Annotated in this window: 14 protein-coding genes and 1 tRNA gene; 8 read left to right on the top strand and 7 right to left on the bottom strand. The window is 54.4% G+C overall.

Going from position 1 to position 18,669, the window contains the following annotated elements:
- The first annotated feature begins 52 nt into the window (after nt 1-52).
- From rpoD to ACZ889_RS05890, 6 genes are all read left to right on the top strand, one after another.
- Nucleotides 53-1,903 (top strand): RNA polymerase sigma factor RpoD, encoded by a 1,851-nt coding sequence (rpoD, locus tag ACZ889_RS05915; RefSeq protein ID WP_003255578.1) that lies wholly within the window; start codon nt 53-55, stop codon nt 1,901-1,903.
- 127 nt (nt 1,904-2,030) lie between these two features.
- The gene (locus ACZ889_RS05910; RefSeq protein WP_180688950.1) at nt 2,031-5,774 is read left to right on the top strand and encodes a bifunctional diguanylate cyclase/phosphodiesterase; all 3,744 of its coding nucleotides are present in this window, start codon (nt 2,031-2,033) and stop codon (nt 5,772-5,774) included.
- 16 nt (nt 5,775-5,790) lie between these two features.
- A tRNA-Ile gene (locus ACZ889_RS05905) sits at nt 5,791-5,867 on the top strand.
- Nucleotides 5,868-5,993: 126 nt separating this feature from the next.
- A complete protein-coding gene (locus tag ACZ889_RS05900) occupies nt 5,994-7,055 on the top strand; it encodes a site-specific integrase (protein WP_476257243.1) in 1,062 nt (353 codons plus the stop codon).
- 438 nt (nt 7,056-7,493) lie between these two features.
- A complete protein-coding gene (locus ACZ889_RS05895; RefSeq protein WP_476257242.1) occupies nt 7,494-7,790 on the top strand; it encodes a helix-turn-helix domain-containing protein in 297 nt (98 codons plus the stop codon).
- Between the two features lie 154 nt (nt 7,791-7,944).
- Nucleotides 7,945-8,262, top strand: coding sequence for a hypothetical protein (locus tag ACZ889_RS05890; RefSeq protein ID WP_476257241.1), 318 nt, complete (start codon nt 7,945-7,947; stop codon nt 8,260-8,262).
- Between the two features lie 254 nt (nt 8,263-8,516).
- On the opposite strand, the gene ACZ889_RS05885 is transcribed toward ACZ889_RS05890, so the two are convergent.
- From ACZ889_RS05885 to virB5, 5 genes are all read right to left on the bottom strand, one after another.
- Nucleotides 8,517-8,708: an antitoxin VbhA family protein gene (locus ACZ889_RS05885; protein ID WP_104572872.1), complete on the bottom strand. Its 192-nt coding sequence runs from the start codon at nt 8,706-8,708 to the stop codon at nt 8,517-8,519.
- 287 nt (nt 8,709-8,995) lie between these two features.
- Nucleotides 8,996-10,081: a TrbL/VirB6 family protein gene (locus ACZ889_RS05880; protein ID WP_476257240.1), complete on the bottom strand. Its 1,086-nt coding sequence runs from the start codon at nt 10,079-10,081 to the stop codon at nt 8,996-8,998.
- Nucleotides 10,078-10,332, bottom strand: a complete 255-nt coding sequence (locus ACZ889_RS05875; protein ID WP_476257239.1) for an EexN family lipoprotein — start codon at nt 10,330-10,332, stop codon at nt 10,078-10,080. The genes ACZ889_RS05880 and ACZ889_RS05875 overlap by 4 nt, the downstream gene beginning before the upstream one ends.
- Nucleotides 10,329-10,820, bottom strand: coding sequence for a hypothetical protein (locus ACZ889_RS05870; protein ID WP_476257238.1), 492 nt, complete (start codon nt 10,818-10,820; stop codon nt 10,329-10,331). The genes ACZ889_RS05875 and ACZ889_RS05870 overlap by 4 nt, the downstream gene beginning before the upstream one ends.
- Nucleotide 10,821: 1 nt before the next feature.
- Nucleotides 10,822-11,586: a P-type DNA transfer protein VirB5 gene (virB5, locus tag ACZ889_RS05865; protein ID WP_476257237.1), complete on the bottom strand. Its 765-nt coding sequence runs from the start codon at nt 11,584-11,586 to the stop codon at nt 10,822-10,824.
- 402 nt (nt 11,587-11,988) lie between these two features.
- On the opposite strand from virB5, the gene ACZ889_RS05860 reads away from it, so the two are divergent.
- Nucleotides 11,989-12,537 carry a plasmid mobilization relaxosome protein MobC gene (locus ACZ889_RS05860; RefSeq protein ID WP_476257236.1) on the top strand — a complete coding sequence of 183 codons (549 nt, stop codon included), beginning with the start codon at nt 11,989-11,991 and terminating at the stop codon, nt 12,535-12,537.
- A 155-nt stretch (nt 12,538-12,692) separates the two neighbouring features.
- Nucleotides 12,693-13,862 carry a DNA cytosine methyltransferase gene (locus ACZ889_RS05855; protein ID WP_476257235.1) on the top strand — a complete coding sequence of 390 codons (1,170 nt, stop codon included), beginning with the start codon at nt 12,693-12,695 and terminating at the stop codon, nt 13,860-13,862.
- On the opposite strand, the gene ACZ889_RS05850 is transcribed toward ACZ889_RS05855, so the two are convergent.
- Both ACZ889_RS05850 and ACZ889_RS05845 read right to left on the bottom strand, forming a co-directional pair.
- The gene (locus ACZ889_RS05850; RefSeq protein ID WP_476257234.1) at nt 13,859-15,556 is read right to left on the bottom strand and encodes a response regulator receiver domain; all 1,698 of its coding nucleotides are present in this window, start codon (nt 15,554-15,556) and stop codon (nt 13,859-13,861) included. The two genes, ACZ889_RS05855 and ACZ889_RS05850, sit on opposite strands and share 4 nt — an antisense overlap.
- Nucleotides 15,549-18,482 carry an ATP-binding protein gene (locus ACZ889_RS05845; protein WP_476257233.1) on the bottom strand — a complete coding sequence of 978 codons (2,934 nt, stop codon included), beginning with the start codon at nt 18,480-18,482 and terminating at the stop codon, nt 15,549-15,551. Before ACZ889_RS05845 ends, ACZ889_RS05850 begins: the two co-directional genes overlap by 8 nt.
- Nucleotides 18,483-18,669 lie beyond the last annotated feature (187 nt).

Raw genomic sequence — 18,669 nt, 5'->3', positions numbered from 1 at the left:
ATAATCCTCGGCTTGTTTTTTGCCCGCCAAGACCTTCAGTGGATAGGGTGTTATGTCCGGAAAAGCGCAACAGCAGTCTCGTATCAAAGAGTTGATCACCCGCGGTCGTGAGCAGGGCTACCTGACTTACGCGGAGGTCAACGACCACCTGCCTGAGGATATTTCAGATCCGGAACAGGTGGAAGACATCATCCGCATGATCAACGACATGGGGATCAACGTATTCGAGAGTGCTCCGGATGCGGATGCCCTTCTGTTGGCGGAAGCCGACACCGATGAAGCCGCGGCCGAAGAAGCCGCTGCTGCATTGGCGGCAGTTGAAACCGATATCGGCCGCACGACCGACCCGGTGCGCATGTACATGCGCGAAATGGGTACTGTCGAGCTGCTGACCCGCGAAGGCGAGATCGAAATCGCCAAGCGTATCGAGGAAGGCATTCGTGAAGTCATGGGCGCCATCGCCCACTTCCCGGGCACTGTCGACTACATTCTCGGCGAATATGATCGCGTCACCACCGAGGGTGGCCGCCTGTCGGACGTTCTCAGCGGTTACATCGACCCTGACGACAACATTGCCGCGCCAACCGAAGAAGTGCCGATCCCAGGTGCCAAGGCCGCTGCGGCGAAGGAAGAGTCCGACGACGACGAAGAAGAATCCGAAAGCGGTGACGACGAGGAAGAGGCCGAGAGCGGCCCGGATCCGGTCGTCGCAGCCCAACGCTTCGGTGCGGTATCCGATCAACTTCAGGCAACCTCCAAGGTCCTGAAGAAAAATGGTCGCAACCACAAGGAAAGCATCGAGGCCCTGCAGGCCCTGGCTGACCTGTTCATGCCGATCAAGCTGGTACCGAAGCAGTTCGAGGTACTGGTCGAGCGTGTACGTGATGCCCTGAACCGTCTGCGGCAGCAAGAACGCGCCATCATGCAGCTGTGCGTACGTGACGCCCGCATGCCGCGAGCCGACTTCCTGCGCATGTTCCCAAGCAACGAAACCGACCAGACCTGGAGCGGTGACCTGGCCAAGCGCAACACCAAGTGGGCTGCCGCCCTGGGTGAAAAGAACGCTGCCATCGTCGCTTGCCAACAGAAGCTGATCGACCTTGAGACCGAAACCGGCCTGACCGTTGCCGAGATCAAGGAAATCAACCGTCGCATGTCGATCGGTGAAGCCAAGGCCCGCCGCGCCAAGAAAGAAATGGTCGAGGCGAACCTGCGTCTGGTGATTTCCATCGCCAAGAAGTACACCAACCGTGGCCTGCAGTTCCTCGACCTGATCCAGGAAGGCAACATCGGTCTGATGAAGGCGGTGGACAAGTTCGAATACCGTCGTGGCTACAAGTTCTCGACCTATGCCACCTGGTGGATCCGTCAGGCGATCACCCGTTCGATCGCCGACCAGGCACGCACCATCCGCATTCCGGTGCACATGATCGAGACGATCAACAAGCTCAACCGTATTTCCCGCCAGATGCTGCAGGAAATGGGTCGCGAACCGACTCCGGAAGAGCTGGGCGAGCGCATGGAAATGCCTGAGGACAAAATCCGCAAGGTACTGAAGATCGCCAAAGAGCCGATCTCCATGGAAACCCCGATCGGTGACGACGAAGATTCGCACCTGGGCGACTTCATCGAGGACTCGACCATGCAGTCCCCGATAGACGTGGCCACGGTCGAAAGCCTCAAGGAAGCCACCCGTGACGTGCTCTCGGGCCTGACCGCACGTGAAGCCAAGGTGCTGCGCATGCGTTTCGGTATCGACATGAACACCGACCACACCCTCGAAGAGGTGGGTAAGCAGTTTGACGTAACGCGTGAGCGGATCCGTCAGATCGAAGCGAAGGCGTTGCGCAAGCTGCGCCACCCGACTCGCAGCGAGCACCTACGCTCCTTCCTCGACGAGTGATGACAAAACCCCGGCCCAGGCCGGGGTTTTTCTTTAGTGGCCCGTGACATAAAGCCCGCCTTCCGTTGCACACCTGCGGCAATGCCCGTCTACACTCGACTGCAGACCACCTGAGTGCGAGGCTGCCATGTCCTTGAAGCCGGCCATTCTGTTGCTGATCCTGATTTTGTGGAACACAACGGCCGGCGCCCTGACCCTGACAGATGAGGAGAACGCCTGGCTGGCTGCCCACCCGCAGCTGAAACTGGGCGTAGACGCCTCTTGGCCACCGTTCGAGTTTCGCGACCAGGAGGGCCGGTACCAGGGATTGGCCGCCGACTACATCGCCATGATCCAGCAGCGCCTGGGCGTGACGTTCAAACCGGTCGAACCCAGCAGCTGGACCGAGGTGCTGGCGCAGGCGCGGGAAAGCCGTATCGACCTGCTGCCCGGCATCATGTCCACCCCCGAACGCCAGGGCTTCCTGGCTTTCACTCGCCCGTACCTCGACTTCCCCATTGTCATCCTCGCGCACAAAGGCGGCGCACAACCGCGCAAGCTGGCTGACCTGTACGGCCTGAAAATTGCCGTGGTCGAGAACTACGCCCCGCACGAGTTGCTGCGTACCCACCACCCGGACCTCAACCTGGTTGCCCTGCCAAACGTCAGCTCCACGCTGCAAGCCCTGGCCACCGACCAAGTGGATGCCGTGGTCGGCGACCTCGCTTCCAGTATCTGGAGCCTGCGCCAACTCAAGCTTGACGGCCTATACGTCAGCGGCGAAACGCCCTACCGCTACCAGTTGGCGATGGGCGTTCCCCGCGACAAGAGCGTGCTGGTCGGCATCCTCGACAAAGTGATGGCCGACATGAGCAGCAGCGAAATCAGCCAGATCCAGCAGCACTGGGTGGGCAATGTGGTCGACCAGCGGATGTTCTGGTCCGACCTGCTGGTGTATGGCCTGCCAACGGTGCTGTTGCTGATGGCTGTGCTGGCAGTGGTCATTCGCATCAACCGCCGGCTCAGCTCGGAAATTTCCCGGCGCATCGCCCTTGAGCAAGAACTGCGCAGCAGCGAGTACCACTACCGCGGCCTGGTCGAGAGCCTGTCAGCCATCGCCTGGGAAGCCGATGCCAACGACTTCACCTACAGCTACGTTTCACCCCATGCCGAAGACCTGCTTGGCTACCCATTGAGCGACTGGCTCAGGCCCGGTTTCTGGCGCAGCATCCTGCACCCGGAGGACGCGCTCTGGGCTCAGGCCTACTGCGACAGCGAGACCGCAGCGGGGCGCGACCACAGCCTGGACTACCGGGTGATCCGGGCTGACGGTCAGCCCCTCTGGATACGCAACATCGTCAGTATGATCGAGCACGGCCACCAGCCAGTGATGCGCGGGCTGATGATCGACATCAGCGAAACCAAGCGCACGGAGGACGCCCTGCGGCTGTCCGAACAGAAGTTTGCCTCGGTATTCCAGCAGTGCCCCGATATATTGCTGATCGCCCGCCACAGCGATGGCTGCCTGCTGGAGGTGAACGAGGCTTTCGAAGAGCAGATCGGGCTGCCCCCAGACCAGGTCATAGGCCGCACCGCCACCGACCTTGACCTGTGGGGCGTAGAGGGTAGTGGCCCGCTCCTGCTTCAAAGGTTGCACCAAGGTGGTATCCGTAACCTGGAAATGAGCTTCCGCCGCAGCAACGGCCAACTGTTCACTGGCCTGACTTCGGCTGAAACCTTCGAACTGGACGGCACACCCGCGCTGGTAGTGGCAGTACGCGACATCAGCCAGCTCAAGGAGACCCAGCAGCAGCTGCAAACTTCGGAAGAAAAGTTCGCAAAGGCCTTCCACGCTTCGCCCGACGGCCTGCTGCTGTCGCGCCAGAGCGACGGTTTGCTGCTGGAGGTGAACGAAGGCTTCTGCCGCCTCACCGGCTACGACCTCAACCCAACCATCGACCAGACCTCGCTGGACCTGGGTATCTGGGTCGACCTCAACGAGCGCAAACGCCTGGTCGACCAGCTCAACCGCGACGGCTTCGTGCGCGACTTCACCTGCCATATCCGCCGCAGCGACGGGCAGATCCGACTGTGCGAGCTGTCCGCCCGGCCCCTGCCGATTACCGGCGTCGACTGCATGCTGACCATCGCCCGCGACATCACCGAGCGTCACCTGATGCAAGAAAAACTGCAGCTGGCCGCCACTGTGTTCGAGAACACTGCCGAAGGGGTGCTGATTACCGACATTGACCAGCGCATCAGTGCCGTCAACCGCGCCTTCAGCGAAATCACCGGCTACAGCGAGATCGAGGCCCTCGGCCAGACCCCGCGCCTGCTCGCCTCTGGCCAGCACGACAGCGCTTTCTATCTGGCCATGTGGCACCAGCTTACCGCCGAGGGCCACTGGCAGGGCGAAATCTACAACAAGCGCAAGAACGGCGAACTTTACCCAAGCTGGCTGACCATCAGTGCCGTGCGCAACAGCGACCGCGAGATCACCCACTTCGTGGCGGTTTTTGCAGACATCTCCAGCATCAAGCACGCCCAGGCCAAACTCGACTATCAGGCCCACCACGACCCGCTGACCGGCCTGCCCAATCGCACCTTGTTCGAAAACCGGCTGCAGGGCGTACTTACCTGCGCGCAGGTGTCCAACCGCCAGGGCGCAGTGCTGTTCCTGGACCTCGACCGCTTCAAGCACATCAACGACAGCCTTGGCCACCCGGTCGGCGACCTGCTGCTCAAGGGCATCGCCCAGCGCCTGAAAGAGCAGGTACGCGACGTTGACACCGTAGCCCGCCTGGGTGGCGACGAATTCATCATTCTGCTGCCCGGCTTGCACAAGCCCAGTGACGCCAGCACTATCGCCAACAAACTACTGGCCTGCTTCAACGCACCGTTCCAAGCCGGCGAGCATGAGTTTTTCACCAGCGCCAGCATCGGCATCAGTCTTTACCCACAGGATGGCACTGACGTCTCCACACTGATCCGCAACGCCGACGCCGCCATGTACCGCTCCAAGGCCAAAGGCCGCAACCGCGTCGAAGCCTACACCCGCGACCTCACCGCCCAGGCCAGCGAGCGCATCGCCCTGGAGCATGAGCTGCGCCGGGCCGTCGAACGCAACGAAATGAGCCTGTGCTTCCAGCCCAAGCTCAGCCTGAAGACCCAGAGCCTGGTGGGTGCCGAAGCGCTGATCCGCTGGAGCCACCCGACCTTTGGTGAGGTACCGCCGGAACACTTCATCCACTTGGCGGAAGAAAATGGCACCATCCTGCAGCTCGGCGACTGGGTACTGGAGCAAGCCTGCCGGCAGATGCAAGCCTGGAAGCAGCACTACGAACCCTTCGGCCCGCTGTCGATCAACCTTGCCGGCGCCCAGCTGCGCCACCCACACCTGGCACGGCGCATCGAACAACTGCTCAAGCACTACCAGCTGAGGGCCGGTGACCTGCAGCTGGAAATCACCGAGAACTTCATCATGAGCCAGGCAGAGGAGGCCTTGGCCGTGCTGTACCAACTGAAAAAACTGGGTGTACAGCTAGCCATCGACGACTTTGGCACCGGCTATTCCTCGCTGAGCTACCTGAAGCGCCTGCCGCTGGACATCCTCAAGATCGACAAGTCGTTCATCCGCGGCCTGCCCGACGATCCACACGACGCCGCCATTGCCCGGGCGATCATTGCCCTGGGCCGCAGCATGCAGTTGACCATCATTGCCGAAGGCGTGGAGAACCAGGCCCAGCAACGTTTTCTGGCAGCCGAAGGCTGCGAGCAGATCCAGGGCTACATCGTCAGCCTCCCGCTACCACCAGAGGAATTCGCGGCCGCGTTTCTTCGCATAGCACTATCGGATCTTTCAGATGGCACAGGTGCGAAACCCTCGTTATAATCCGCCCACTTACTGAGGGCCTATAGCTCAGTCGGTTAGAGCAGAGGACTCATAATCCTTTGGTCCACGGTTCGAGTCCGTGTGGGCCCACCAACCTTGAAGCCGCGTATTACGCGGCTTTCGGCTTTTTAGGTTTGTGGCAGGCGGATCAGTCCTATGGTCCGAAGGTACAAATTAGGTACAGTGCGGCTTCGCTTGCACGCCTTTGGAGTCCTTCAGATGGCCACAATCGTCAAAACCCCTGCCGGCACCTGGAAGGCCGTTATCCGCAAGACCGGATGGCCGACCAACGCCAAAACCTTCCGCACCAAACGCGACGCCGAGGATTGGTCGCGGCGCACCGAAGATGAAATGGTGCGGGGTGTCTATATCCAGCGCAGCGGGTCCGAGCGACTGACACTCGAAAATGCGCTGCAGCGATATCTGCGCGAAGTTAGCCCTACCAAGAAGCCCACCACGCAGAAGGCCGAGGCGACCAAGGCTCAGCAGCTGATCCAGCACCTGGGAAAGTATTCGCTTGCAGCTCTGTCATCCGAGGTGATCGCCAACTATCGCGATACACGTCTGGGCTCGCTGACCAACCGCGGCCAACCCACGAGTAATAACACTGTGCGGCTGGAGCTTGCCCTACTCAGCCACCTGTTCACAGTCGCAATTCAGGAGTGGGGACTTGGCCTCACCTTTAACCCCGTGCTCAACATTCGAAAACCGAGCCCCGGTGAAGGTCGTAACAGGCGCCTGATGGCTGATGAGGAAAAGCGCCTTATGGCCGCTGTGGGCAAGCACAGCAATCCAATGCTGGGCTGGATCGTCCAGATAGCCTTGGCAACGGGTATGCGCGCATCAGAGATCGCAGGCCTGCGGCGATCACAGGTGGATGTCCAAAAACGGATCGTCCGGCTGTCGGATACAAAAAATGATAGTGCTCGCACGGTTCCGTTGACGAAGCTCGCTACCGAGGTTTTCCGCGTCGCCTTGGCGAATCCCGTGCGGCCAATTGACTGCGATCTGGTTTTTTTCGGTGAGCCTGGGCGTGATGGAAAGCGTCGCCCCTATGCGTTCACCAAGATCTGGGCCGCCATCAAGAAAAAGGCTGGCGTGCCGGACTTCCGTTTTCACGATCTGCGGCACGAAGCCGTGAGTAGACTGGTTGAGGGCGGTCTTTCCGATCAAGAAGTTTCGGCAATCAGCGGGCATAAATCGATGCAGATGCTCAAGCGTTACACTCATCTGCGGGCTGAAGATTTAGTTCATAAGCTAGATAGACTAGGAACTAAATAACCGCCATTTTGTTTTCCTCTTGTTTTCTTTTCTGTTGCCATGTTGTTTTCAACGTGTTTTCAACACTGTTTTCCAGCAGATCTTAGAACGAGGCTTGGTGACAACTCAACGACACTCCACTGTCTTTACTGTCACCAAACTTAATTGATAGCTTCACTCCGAACTTACAAAGATACGTAATTCAACGTAAGCAAGGAGAAAGTCCATGACTGCTGAAGAGTACCTTCTAGACCGATTCGGCCCTTTGATGAGCATGGCACAGGTTGCAAGCCTGTTGGACAGATCGCCAGATGGCTTCAGAGTCGCCATGTACAGCGATTCAGAGCTTTCACGAAAGCTGAAGCCTACCGTAGTACGCGTGGGGCGGCGAGTGTATTTCCGCACGCTACAAGTCAACCAGGCACTATCTCTCGACGTACCTGCTTTGCGAGCTTAACTATGAGCTACAGCACAATTGACTGGGTGTACAACCAGAATCTGCCTGCGCAGGAGAAGCTGATATTGGTATACATTGCAAAGTGCGAAAACCCGAACGAGCCCTGTTTTGCAAGTGTAAAGCACCTAGCCAATAAGTGCGGGGTATCCACGCGCACCATTCAGAGAGTTCTTAAAAAATTGTGCAGTGCCGGATACGTCACTTCCACGCCGCGCTTCAGGAGCGACGGCTCGCAAACGAGTAATTTCTACACAGTCAACGTGGTAGAGAACGACACAGCTGTGTCCCCCCCCCCATGACATCAATGTGGCAGGGGGGAGTGGCAGCATAGGGTCACCACCCACTGTCGCCAAGGTGACGGACCAAGAACTACCAAAGAAAACAAAATCAAAGACACCACTACGGGAAGCGCTAGCAAACGTCTTGCAGTTGGCCTATCCCGGTGGGTTGTCTATGCACTCGAAAAGCTCGGTTGACCGGATACTCCAGGGCATTTCGCTTGATGATGCGCAAATGCTCCTCGATGAACTGGCAGGAGCTATGGCCAACGGCCTCATCAGGAAAGCTCCCGAGTATTGGCTTTCAGGAGTCGCGATGAAGTACCGGGCGGGGCAGTTCAGAGCAAACCTGGGACTCGAAATCGCCAGGGAAAGAAAACGAAAATCCGCGATGCCTGCCCAAGAACGCCAGAACGCGCAAGTGCTCGAAATCAATCGTGAGATTGGAAACAAGTTCCTCGCCAAGCTGCAGCGAAACCGTCCTAACCAATGAGAACATCATGGTTCCGAACACTCCGCGCTTCGCTTGGGCAACCCCTTCGGTTGCATCCCGCGTCCTATCCTTGCCGGACGGGCGGCAGGGGCAGGTCCGGCGGCTTCGCCTTGTTCCTCCCCCTGTCGCTAGGCTTGGTCGCTTACAGCTGCATCAAGGGTACGGCTACGCCCATCATCCTCACCCGTTCGGTGCTCGCCCTCCGGGCTGCGCTCCGTTGCGGCTTGCGGTGATGCCCTTGACCCAGCTTCCAGCTATTCGTGGATGCTGGCTGAAACAAATTCGGTCAAGGTGAGCTTCCCGTCCACAAAAGCTTGAGCGCGTCGCTTTTCTTCAACGCTCATTACAAAGCCCTCGAGCCCGATTGACGCGCAAGCATACTCGACAGCCTTCCGACGCCGCTCCCGCTCAGCACTCGTGGTGATGATGCTCTCCGAAGTATTCACGGGCTTTCCCCTCGTGTCGGTGACTAAAGCAAGACAATTTCAGCGCTGAACAGATAAACGAGGGTCAAGGGCGTCACCGGAGGCCGCAGCCCGTGAAACGGGACCGGGCGAGGATGACGGCGAAGCGAACCCTTGACGCTGCGCACCTCCAATCCTACATGCGGGGGCTGCTGGATGCCTTTCCCTGCGGCCCCTGCTACCGGCGAGGGCGGGAAGTCCAGAGGGGCAGAGCCCCTTTGGGTAAGCCCGCCAGGGCGCGCAGCATGCTCCACGGCACCAATAAACCTTTAACTGCCGACCTTCCCTCCTCTCGCCCTACCCCAGTTCTTGCCCAGGTTCTGCATGACATGCTGCCGGTAGGCGGGATTCCAAACACTGTTCCCTGCGATCACATGATTCAAACCTCTCGCAGTCGTCATCATGCCCGACTGCAGGTCACGACGCGTTGACATCGGATTAACTGTGTTGAAGACCGCCTTGGCTGGGTTTACCGCAGCCTGAGCCATCTGCCGCAGTGTGATCGCACTGGACGACAGACCACCTGCAAGCTGACCTCCCAATGAGTAAGCCTGATAAACCATATAGAGCACGATCCCACTCAACGCGAGGATCTCCAGCATGTCGGTCGCTGGGCCGTTTCCAGCGGTGGGCTGCACATCGGCCAGCATTGTCGAAAAGAACTTCATTCCCGGCGTAAGCACTGAGGTGATCGCTGCGCATTGAATGATGTAGGTCATCACCTGGGCGAACCATTGATCGAACCACTTGCTGGTCATCTGCCCAAACAGCAGCAGTGCGATGAACAGTGGTCCGCACCCCAGCAAAAACGCCAACAGCACCTTGGCCGTGATGATCATCGCTCCAGCGGGCAGCGTAATCAGGAATGTTGCGATGATCATCGTTCCTGCAATAAGCCAGTCATAAAGAATCATGCCTATCTCGGTCATGCCACGACGTCCGGCGCGAGCAATCAGATCGGAAGCGATATCAAATCCATCGGTCATGGCTCTATCAATCACCTGATACACCGATGTGGCAGCCACACCTTTGCCATTTGGCGAGAACGCATCTGCCAAGCCAACCTCCAGGCCGCGAATCGCTTCCACGACCCAACCAAGGTACGTATCAGCATTGAGTGCCAATGCGCCGATGAATACCCATTTCAACATGAGCTTGAAGACATGCGGGAGAGGATGCTCGATGAAGCCACCGACGGACAGAAGGCCTAGGATCATGAAGAAAAGGCCGCCGCCAGCAACGAACAAGCCCGAGGAGTTATCAATGACACTATGTGCCATGAGTTGCACGTAGCCGTTCAACACCGAGTCGATTGAGCCACCTACCCATTCGTAAAAATTGGACTCCATGGTCATTGCCCCTCCAAATTCAGCATTTCGCGCTTCCGATAGCCGCGCTGATCAAGCTGCTGCTCATTCCTGGCCTGCTTGGCATTAACGCAGTTCGGCAAAAGGGCCAGAGTCCCGGCATGTCGCTCGCACTCCGATATTTGGATATCCCTTTCCGAGCTGTGGGCTTTGTACCAATCGACAGAATGGATCGGTTCATCCGCCCCGCAGCCCGTGAGCAGAAACAAAACAACAATTGGGAAACGAGAGGCTGTCATTTCCGGCCCTCCCGATTCTGATCCGCCCCATTCACTTCACGAGGCGGCAGATGCTCCGCCTCCGTACGGAATTCCCCAGCAAATTTTAGCGAATAGGCCAGCTCAGCAGCGTTGATAATCTGAAGTGCTGCAAGCGTTCTCAACGCGCTTTCCCTTGTCCCTGCCCAACTACCCGCGATGCGGTATTCAGACCTCGAAATCAATAGCGACGAACCCAGTGCACATGCGAACGAGATCAAAACTGCGAGCGTTGACGAAATTGGCCCAGTTGCTCGGGGCGGCACTATCTGCAACCAATCGGCAAGCGCCAGTACAAAAGGCATGATCGCGGCCGACGCCGCCAGGAGATCGCTCTGGATCAACTCAGGTGCACGTCTTGACACCTCTTTCAAAGCCCCGAACCGGCCAATGCAAATCCAGAATCGTCGTAAGGAAGTGAGGATGAAGAAGCACACGACCAAGGGGAGGATATGAGCGTACGAGATCATTTCAGTTGCCTCCCAGGTTCAGCACTTCGCGATTCTTGTAGCCTCTCTTGTCGAGCACCTGGGCGTTCAATTCCCGTTGTCGCTGCTCCTGAATCTTACCCTCAGCCTCAGCGACCATTTGGAACATCTGCAATTTGGTCTGCTCGTTCTGGATCATCGCTTGCTCTGCCGCGATGCGACCTTGCAGCTCTGCGATCCCTTTGGGATCTTGCGTTTGATTGATCTGCCCCATGAGCTGGTCAATCTGGCGTAGTCGGGCTTCGGCCTGGTCATAGGCTTCCAGCGCAAACGCTTTATCTTGCGAAGGTTTCACCGCCTGTGCTCGGCAAGCATCGCGCTGCTGATCCTGAACCAGGCTTCCGCAAGCATCGAACACCTTGTTATCCGCATAGATCGAACCAGCACGACCATTCAGGCCTGAATAGCCGCCACGCTTCACTGCGTCATACACAGCCTGCCAATCTTGTGGCAGATAATCTCGCAGCTGCGGGTCATCGAATACTCGACCGAGTCCACGCGACCCTGTGAGCGCACCGTACTGCTGCTTCATCTGATCAATCTGAGATGTCATCTGCTGAACCTGCTGGGCCCAGCGAGTCGTGTTAGCTGCGAACTCTGCGACTGTCATGGGGGAATCCGTCACTTGGGTAGTAACGGTTACCGGGATTTGCGCATATCCCTGCTGCGAGCCCAGCATCAACGCGAGTGTTGTCGCAAAACTAAATGGTCGGACGCCTTTGAAGGCGAAACGCTTGAACAGATCCATAGTCACCTCTCCATTGGACATGGTGAACGCTGGACCGTCTGTCCGGCCTGTCGATCTGTTCAGGAATCGCACCCGGTACGGCTATACCGTTCTTGGGATGACTATGCGCCAGTCTTACCCGGTGTAGGCCCCGTCTTTTAAGGGCCGCGCCCATAATGCAATAAGCATCAGCGAGGCGGTTACAGCGCTCGAAGAATTGAACCAAAACACTGTATTTTGGCGACAACTATTATCTCACTTTGGCTAATTATTAAAAAGTACCATACATCCCAAATTTTTCGTCATGACGAAATCACGATCGCTAGGAAGGACTACTGCAGGATAGGCTAATCGCCGGTAGTATGTGCGCACACTAGATTCAGCCCAGATGTTCCCATCCACCCAAATTCAGGAGGTGCAGCTGTGGCAAACGGCGGTCGCTCTATTAATGTTCATCTCGGAGTGGAGTTGAAATTGCGCTGGATCAGCTATTGCAGCCATTTAGGCAAGACACCGGGCGCTGCGTTGAAGGAAGCAATCGAGCACCAGCTTGAGAATATAGGCACCGTTCAACTGCCCAGATCCTACACGCAGACGGAAAACATTCAGGACCCAAAGGAACGGTTTGAAATACTGCTAACGAAATCCGAAAAGGAAGCTATCAAGGAACGCGCCGATTTTGAGCGCTGTTCTTCAAGACGCTGGATCGTAGATGCCATCCGTGTGGGACTCACGCGTGAGTCCCAATTCAGCATGCCTGAAATTGAGGCCTTGGGTGAGTCAAATTATCAGTTGCTGGCGCTAGGCAGGAACCTTAATCAAATTGCTCGGAGCTTGAATGAGGGACGTTACGAACCGGTAACCATTGAGCGAATCGAAGCACTTAGTCAATTAATAAGAATGCATACAGAGGTTGTAAGTAGCGCGATTCGGGCTAGCTTGGAGAGATGGAGCATTACCCATGAGGCTTGACATAGTCTTCACACAAACCCTCCAGCATTTCTCACGCTTCGAAGGCACCGCGGGCGCGCCTAGCAGCCAGATCGTAGTGAAATATTGCCACTCAAACCCATTGCGCCAAAATTCCATATCCTTACAATGGAGGATTTTTGGATTGTGGGCCATCAATGCTTCAAGTGACCCCTGAAAATGCTGATGGCCGGCTGCTGCAGCCTGGCGTCGAGCAGCGTGAACCTTCCGGAGCGACAGGCGCCGTGGAGCCATCCGTCGTGAAATGCGTTGATTTATTCGCCGGCGCGGGCGGTTTTTCGCTGGGTGCTATCCGGGCTGGCATAGACGTAGTCGGCGCCCTTGAGATCAAAGAAAAGGCTGCAAAAACATATTCGGACAACATACCGAAATATGCCGGAAAGAACGTTCCTGTCATCAATGGAGACATACTTCCGCTTGATCCTGAAGAAGCACTTAAACAGTGGGGAATCGAGCCAGGAGTATGCGACTTTATAATTGGTGGGCCTCCGTGCCAAGGGTTTTCTAGCCACCGCATCAAAGACAAAGGCGTGGGGGACCCTCGAAATGCTCTATTATGTAGGTATTTCGACTACGTAAAAACGATTAGACCGAGAGTTTTCTTAGTAGAAAATGTCCCTGGCTTACTCTGGCCGAGGCACAAGGAATATCTTCAACGCTTCTACGAGATGGGGCGCGAAGCGGAGTACAATTTATTTCCCCCGGCTGTTCTAAATGCCTGCGATTTTGGCGTACCACAAAATCGAAAGAGAGTATTTATACTAGGAGTAGACTCCAGAAGGCCGTTAGACATCCAATGGCCACCACGCCCGACCCATGTGTCTCCAAACACGCCCGAACCTTGTCGAGACAGCAGACCTGTTTGGAAAAATGCTTCAGTGGCATTCTATCCCTCTGAGGAAAACGATCCAAATAACATTCACATGAATCATTCCCCTGAAATGGTCGAATTATTCAGATGCACTCCTATTAATGGAGGAAGTCGCTCTCAGTCTGGACGCACTCTAAAATGTCACGAAGGACACGGTGGCCATAATGATGTATATGGCCGCATCAATCCTTCTAAACCAGCGCCAACCATGACAACCGCTTGCATAAACCCTTCAAAGGGGCGTTTTGTACACCCGACTGAAAATCATGGAATTACACTACGCCAAGCAGCACGATTCCAAACATTCCCTGATGATTTTGTCTTCGGCGGCGGATTGATGGCCGCCGGAGAGCAAATTGGTAATGCTGTACCAGTAGAACTGGCGAAAGCGATTATTGAAGAAATTTACAAAGCTTTAACACAACAAGCCGGCTAGCCGGCCTGTTTAGGGATAGGCACAAAATCAACTCCTATGCGTGCACGCTGATAGCCAGACTCCGCCAAAAACTTATTAGCGTAGTCGGACCGCAATAGAGCTACAGACTGGAACTCCACAGAAATAACCCCCGGACTCTTTTTATCATCAAGCGCAATGATAAGACCAGTAAAGCTCGAGGAGTTGATAGCCCCACCATCAGCCAAAAGTAAAGTTTCCATTTTCATCTGACGGGTTATGCTATCTGCGACCTCCAACACTAACGCAACTCCGTCCACATACAAGAATATATCCCTGCCATTTGTTGCACTTTCTAGTCTTTTCCTTATAGCACTGACCGGCGTAAGCCTTACAGCGTTAATTGGCCGATAAGGATGCAAGTCGCCATCCCAGCCATTGGCATTTTGGCCTACGACTAAATCACAAGCCGGAGAAGCGCATAGCCAGTAGCTAAAATCATTTCCGCGCTTGCATCTAAATACGACTCCGGTCGTTATGACCCCGTCCGTGTAGGAGTCCGAACAAAGATGCTCATTGAGAGCATGGTAAATTTCTTCATCCGTCACCGTTGTGGCTTTGGCCATTTCCTTGGCAATAGCCGCAGGGCGCTCTGTAAATTCCTCGAACAATTTCCAGCCGAAACCTATCACAACATCATCAACATGTTTAACTAGGCGTTCAAACAAACGACCATATAGTTCATGAATGTGCCGCTTTCTCTCGACGGCATCAGTAGCCGTAAGAATCCTCAAGAGCCACCCTGCCTGGCGACGTGGGGTATCCAGAACCTTCAAGTCGACGGTAGTTCCTGCTTTCTCTAGCGCCGCGCGGGCCTGGATCATCATGAGTTTAAGCGGTGAAGGGTTCCACGAGACCAAGGCACTCTTTAATCTTTCCAGCAGAACATCTACCGCTTCCTGCTTGTTAACAACGACGGCGAATAAGTTCCCCTCTGCCACCCACACAGGCCCATCAGCCGAAAAACTGACCTCCACATTTGCAGATGCTTTACGGCGGCCTGTAACTATCCCCGAGAGACTTTCTTTCAGTTGCTCCATACAAATATATGCCACAGCACTCCCAATAAGGTTCTGATCTATCCCAGCATCACGAAGTGCTTGTATTAAAGCGCGGGCGCTGCCGTTTGGCCGCTTAGAAGCCAAGAAGTTCTGTATAACTTCTGCATTCGAGCAATCTAAAATACCCTCATACACATCAGGGTCAATGCCTTCGATAAAATCCGAAACATTATCAGAATTCTCTTGAGAAATACTTACTCCACCGCCCAAGCTAAATGCAACATCTCGCACGACATCCAATGGCGGAGCTGCCGTGTAGATAATAACTAAGTTAAAGTGATCAGATGCGGCTAAAGACTGAAGCACACCTAACGCCCGGGTGGGGTCTTCGGGCTTATCAGATTCGAGATGAAAATCGAGTATCAAGAGATCAGACTGATTCAGGTGCTTATCTCGTTCAAACTCTTCCGCGACTCGAACGGCATTATCTACATCACAAAGCCAGCCCTGCCTACGACAGAACCCAAACAAACTTTCAGCACGAGCAGCATCATAGCTCTCAAGCTCCTGGCGAGCCATTTGCGAGTAGGTTGGAAATTCGTCATCCACCACTAGCGCGAAACGGATTGGATCAATAAAGGCTTCTTTCAACAACTCGGGAGATATATTAGGCATCGAATCCGTTCCGCAAATTTATTACAAAGCATGCACCCGACAGCTGCTTCCAAGGCTTGTCTTCGGTGTAATTGATAGTGTGTCCACCTGCAGCCAATGTTTGCCTGCAAAGGTACAACCCAACACCTCGCCCCCTTATTCGCCTTGTAAAGAACAGCTCAAATAAGTTATCTACATCGTCGGGATCGATACCAGGCCCTGAATCACAAATAACTATCGAACCCTCGACAATGTCGATCTGGATTGTTCTTTCCCCCACAGAGGGAAGCCAATAGAGAGAGTTATTAATCAAGTTGATAAAAACGGGGAAAATCCGAGATGGAAACTCGTAGAAAGCCACCCGTTTGAACACATCAGAAGTCTTAATAACAGCACTTTTTTCAGAAAGCGAATTCCCGAAGAACGCTCTCAGATACTCATCTATATCTGAACCCGTTATCCTCTGACGCACGTCGCTTCCCGATATTTGCATCTGCGACAAGAATCTAAGCCTTTCCACTAACTCTTGACGTGCCCAATTAGCTTCTGCAAACTCTTTCGTTTTTTTAATTTCGCCAGGAAGATTGTCTAAACTCGTCTGAAGCCGCCTGTCAAGGGAATGCAGTTCATGGCTTAAAATCTCTACACTAATACCGACCTGGGCTAAGCTTTGTAACTTCTCTAACCGCCCTTCAAGCGTTTCACTTCTAGCGCCGGCGTACGCAAAGGCACCATCTAGGTCCACCCCATTTGCGAGCTGTTGCAAGCTACGTTTATACGACTCGTATTTTGATGAAAACTGATCATTCAGTGTTTGCCTAGTTTCATCTAGCTCCGACAAGGCGGCTGTCAGCGCCACCCTTTCGTTTTCGACCTCAAAAAGCAAGGGCGAAACCTGCTTATAATATTCTTTTTGATCATCTTGAACTGAGTTAATTATGCGAGCCTGCTCTGTTGTCAAAATATCGACAACTGCCCTCCGCCAACGAGATAATTGATCACTCAAAGCACTCTGGTGACTGGCCAATCGAGACTTTACGACATCAATTGCAGGCTTGGCCTTCAGTCGCTCCGTCTCAACCGCCCATCTTTGCCGGACGTCTTCAATGACATCTACCAAGATAGCATATTGATCCCTATATTCTCTGTAACGCTCTTCAAACTTCCCTAAAACTTTGGGTTTTGGGGGAAGCCGTAATTCGGACCTTGAGTCTTGCAAGTCGCTTACAGCAGTAGACAACTTCCACAACTCATCCAACTCATTTCCATCCAAAACCGAGTTAAGGTGGATTTCGAGCGATTTTGCTTTCGAGAGAGCAATTTTCAGGTCGGGCAGTTGATTTTTGACCGAGGATTTGAAATTTGCAAGTTGACCGCTTCGCGCCTGCTTTGCATTCTTTGCAGCCGCGTCATTTTCCGCTTCCACACCTGGCAAGAGCTCCTTTCGGACAGGAGCATCTGTGCCAAAATATCTACGAGCAGTTACCTTAAGTAAGTCAACAACCAATGCCTGTATCGCGCGACTCGCTCCGTTATCAATCAGCCCCTCACGGCCGGCCTTATCTCTCAAGTTAGGGTTATCTGATCGAGTAATGCCAATACGGCCAAAAATCCGCCGACTTGCCCAAAATTCTCGTCCGGCGTGAAACTGTCTTCGCTCTTCAATTTTGAAAAAGTCGCTTTCTGGGCGTCCATAGGGCATTACCCTTAAGCCATCCCGATAAATATTCAAACCTGAGTGGGTTTCAGCCCTCTCCACAACCTTAGCGTGCACTGCCTCAGTTAGAGAACTCGAACGTGGGATAGGCTCAAACGCTCCCAAGCAAAGAAGAAAATTACCTATCCTATCTTTATTTGACGTAGGTATCGGGTGTGAAGGCACGATCTCGACATTTCCGATATCTTTCCCGAAGACTTTCACCCTCCCCCGGAATACCCCGTACTCATCTATTTCACCTATTAGGCTATGATCGAGACTTTCCAGATATTCAAGGCCAAAGCCATCTTCTCGACCAACAACAGTCTTACTTCCAGAACGATTATGGACAACAACCCGATAATCTAAGGCCTCATCATTTTCAACATATGGATCAGAGAACCCTGAAAGAGTACGAACCATTGAGGCTTTGATTGCCTCTACCTCGTCTGAATTAACATCTTCCCCGTCTGCAATCCATGCCAAAAGCGCCGAGTTGAGCTCGGTAATAATTACTGCCGTACCAGATTCCTTCTGTCCCGTCCAAACCGGCCACGAGTTAAGGAGTGTATTCAGATCCAACTCATAGGATGCAGAATTTTTGATCTGAGTAGAAACTGATTGCTCCGTTTCATCACGCTCTTTTATGAGTTGATCAAAGTCTCTCCAAGCGGATGATAGCCTTGAAGCACGTCCATCATCTCCATCAGCTCCGGTCAAATTCTCTAGAAGAGAGCTACGCATCTCTGGGATGAGTACTGCAAGCTCCGCTGCTTCAGAAAATTCTCTGACAGGCAGCTTAATATCTTGGAGCAAGATATAAGGATTCTCGAACAGCCTCCAATCTATCAAGCATGCTACGAACTTTTCCTGTGCCTGCTTAGAAACGATCAAGGCCGTAGATCCCAAGGCGGCGACCGAGAGCCTTCCGATGCCTTTTTGACCCTGCTTGGGTCTCTCGGACAAGCCATTTCTAAGCGCTTTGGGAACTGAATCGTTGCCAGCCTTCGACTCGGTACCAACCACCAGCCATTTTTCCAAAAACTGCTTACGGGTCATGCCATGACCATCATCCATTACCACGGCAGCAGGCTGATCAGCGCTGTGGATCTGTAGTGAAACCTCATGCGCGTAAGCATCGTAAGCATTTTTCCAGAGCTCACTCACGGCAGTCGGCACATCGGCGATCTGCTCTCTGCCGAGGTGGTCAATCGTTCGCGCTCTCGTCTGGAACGCTACGGCGTCATTCATACATGCTCTCGAAATTATCCATTATCCTGGAGTTGGCGCTGACAGCAGGTGATGCGCTCCTTTCTGCTGTTCGCCCGACCTACGCAGGCCCGAGCTAGTCCACGACCGGAATTCTATGACTATGAGGTACGATAGTCCGCACCACCTCTAGCTTGATGCTGAAGCTACCAAATCTGGTGAAGAAAGG

The sequence above is a fragment of the Pseudomonas sp. TE3895 genome (assembly GCF_056278855.1).
This window is presented reverse-complemented; position numbering and strand designations above follow the sequence as displayed.

Bases quoted from the DNA above. Each gene is read 5' to 3' on its own strand.
- rpoD (WP_003255578.1), top strand. From the start codon at position 53: ATGTCCGGAAAAGCGCAACAGCAGTCTCGTATCAAAGAGTTGATCACC.
- ACZ889_RS05910 (WP_180688950.1), top strand. From the start codon at position 2,031: ATGTCCTTGAAGCCGGCCATTCTGTTGCTGATCCTGATTTTGTGGAAC.
- ACZ889_RS05850 (WP_476257234.1), bottom strand. From the start codon at position 15,556: ATGCCTAATATATCTCCCGAGTTGTTGAAAGAAGCCTTTATTGATCCA.
- ACZ889_RS05890 (WP_476257241.1), top strand. From the start codon at position 7,945: ATGCACTCGAAAAGCTCGGTTGACCGGATACTCCAGGGCATTTCGCTT.
- ACZ889_RS05895 (WP_476257242.1), top strand. From the start codon at position 7,494: ATGAGCTACAGCACAATTGACTGGGTGTACAACCAGAATCTGCCTGCG.
- ACZ889_RS05875 (WP_476257239.1), bottom strand. From the start codon at position 10,332: ATGACAGCCTCTCGTTTCCCAATTGTTGTTTTGTTTCTGCTCACGGGC.
- ACZ889_RS05880 (WP_476257240.1), bottom strand. From the start codon at position 10,081: ATGACCATGGAGTCCAATTTTTACGAATGGGTAGGTGGCTCAATCGAC.
- ACZ889_RS05900 (WP_476257243.1), top strand. From the start codon at position 5,994: ATGGCCACAATCGTCAAAACCCCTGCCGGCACCTGGAAGGCCGTTATC.
- ACZ889_RS05855 (WP_476257235.1), top strand. From the start codon at position 12,693: ATGCTTCAAGTGACCCCTGAAAATGCTGATGGCCGGCTGCTGCAGCCT.
- ACZ889_RS05870 (WP_476257238.1), bottom strand. From the start codon at position 10,820: ATGATCTCGTACGCTCATATCCTCCCCTTGGTCGTGTGCTTCTTCATC.
- virB5 (WP_476257237.1), bottom strand. From the start codon at position 11,586: ATGGATCTGTTCAAGCGTTTCGCCTTCAAAGGCGTCCGACCATTTAGT.
- ACZ889_RS05845 (WP_476257233.1), bottom strand. From the start codon at position 18,482: ATGAATGACGCCGTAGCGTTCCAGACGAGAGCGCGAACGATTGACCAC.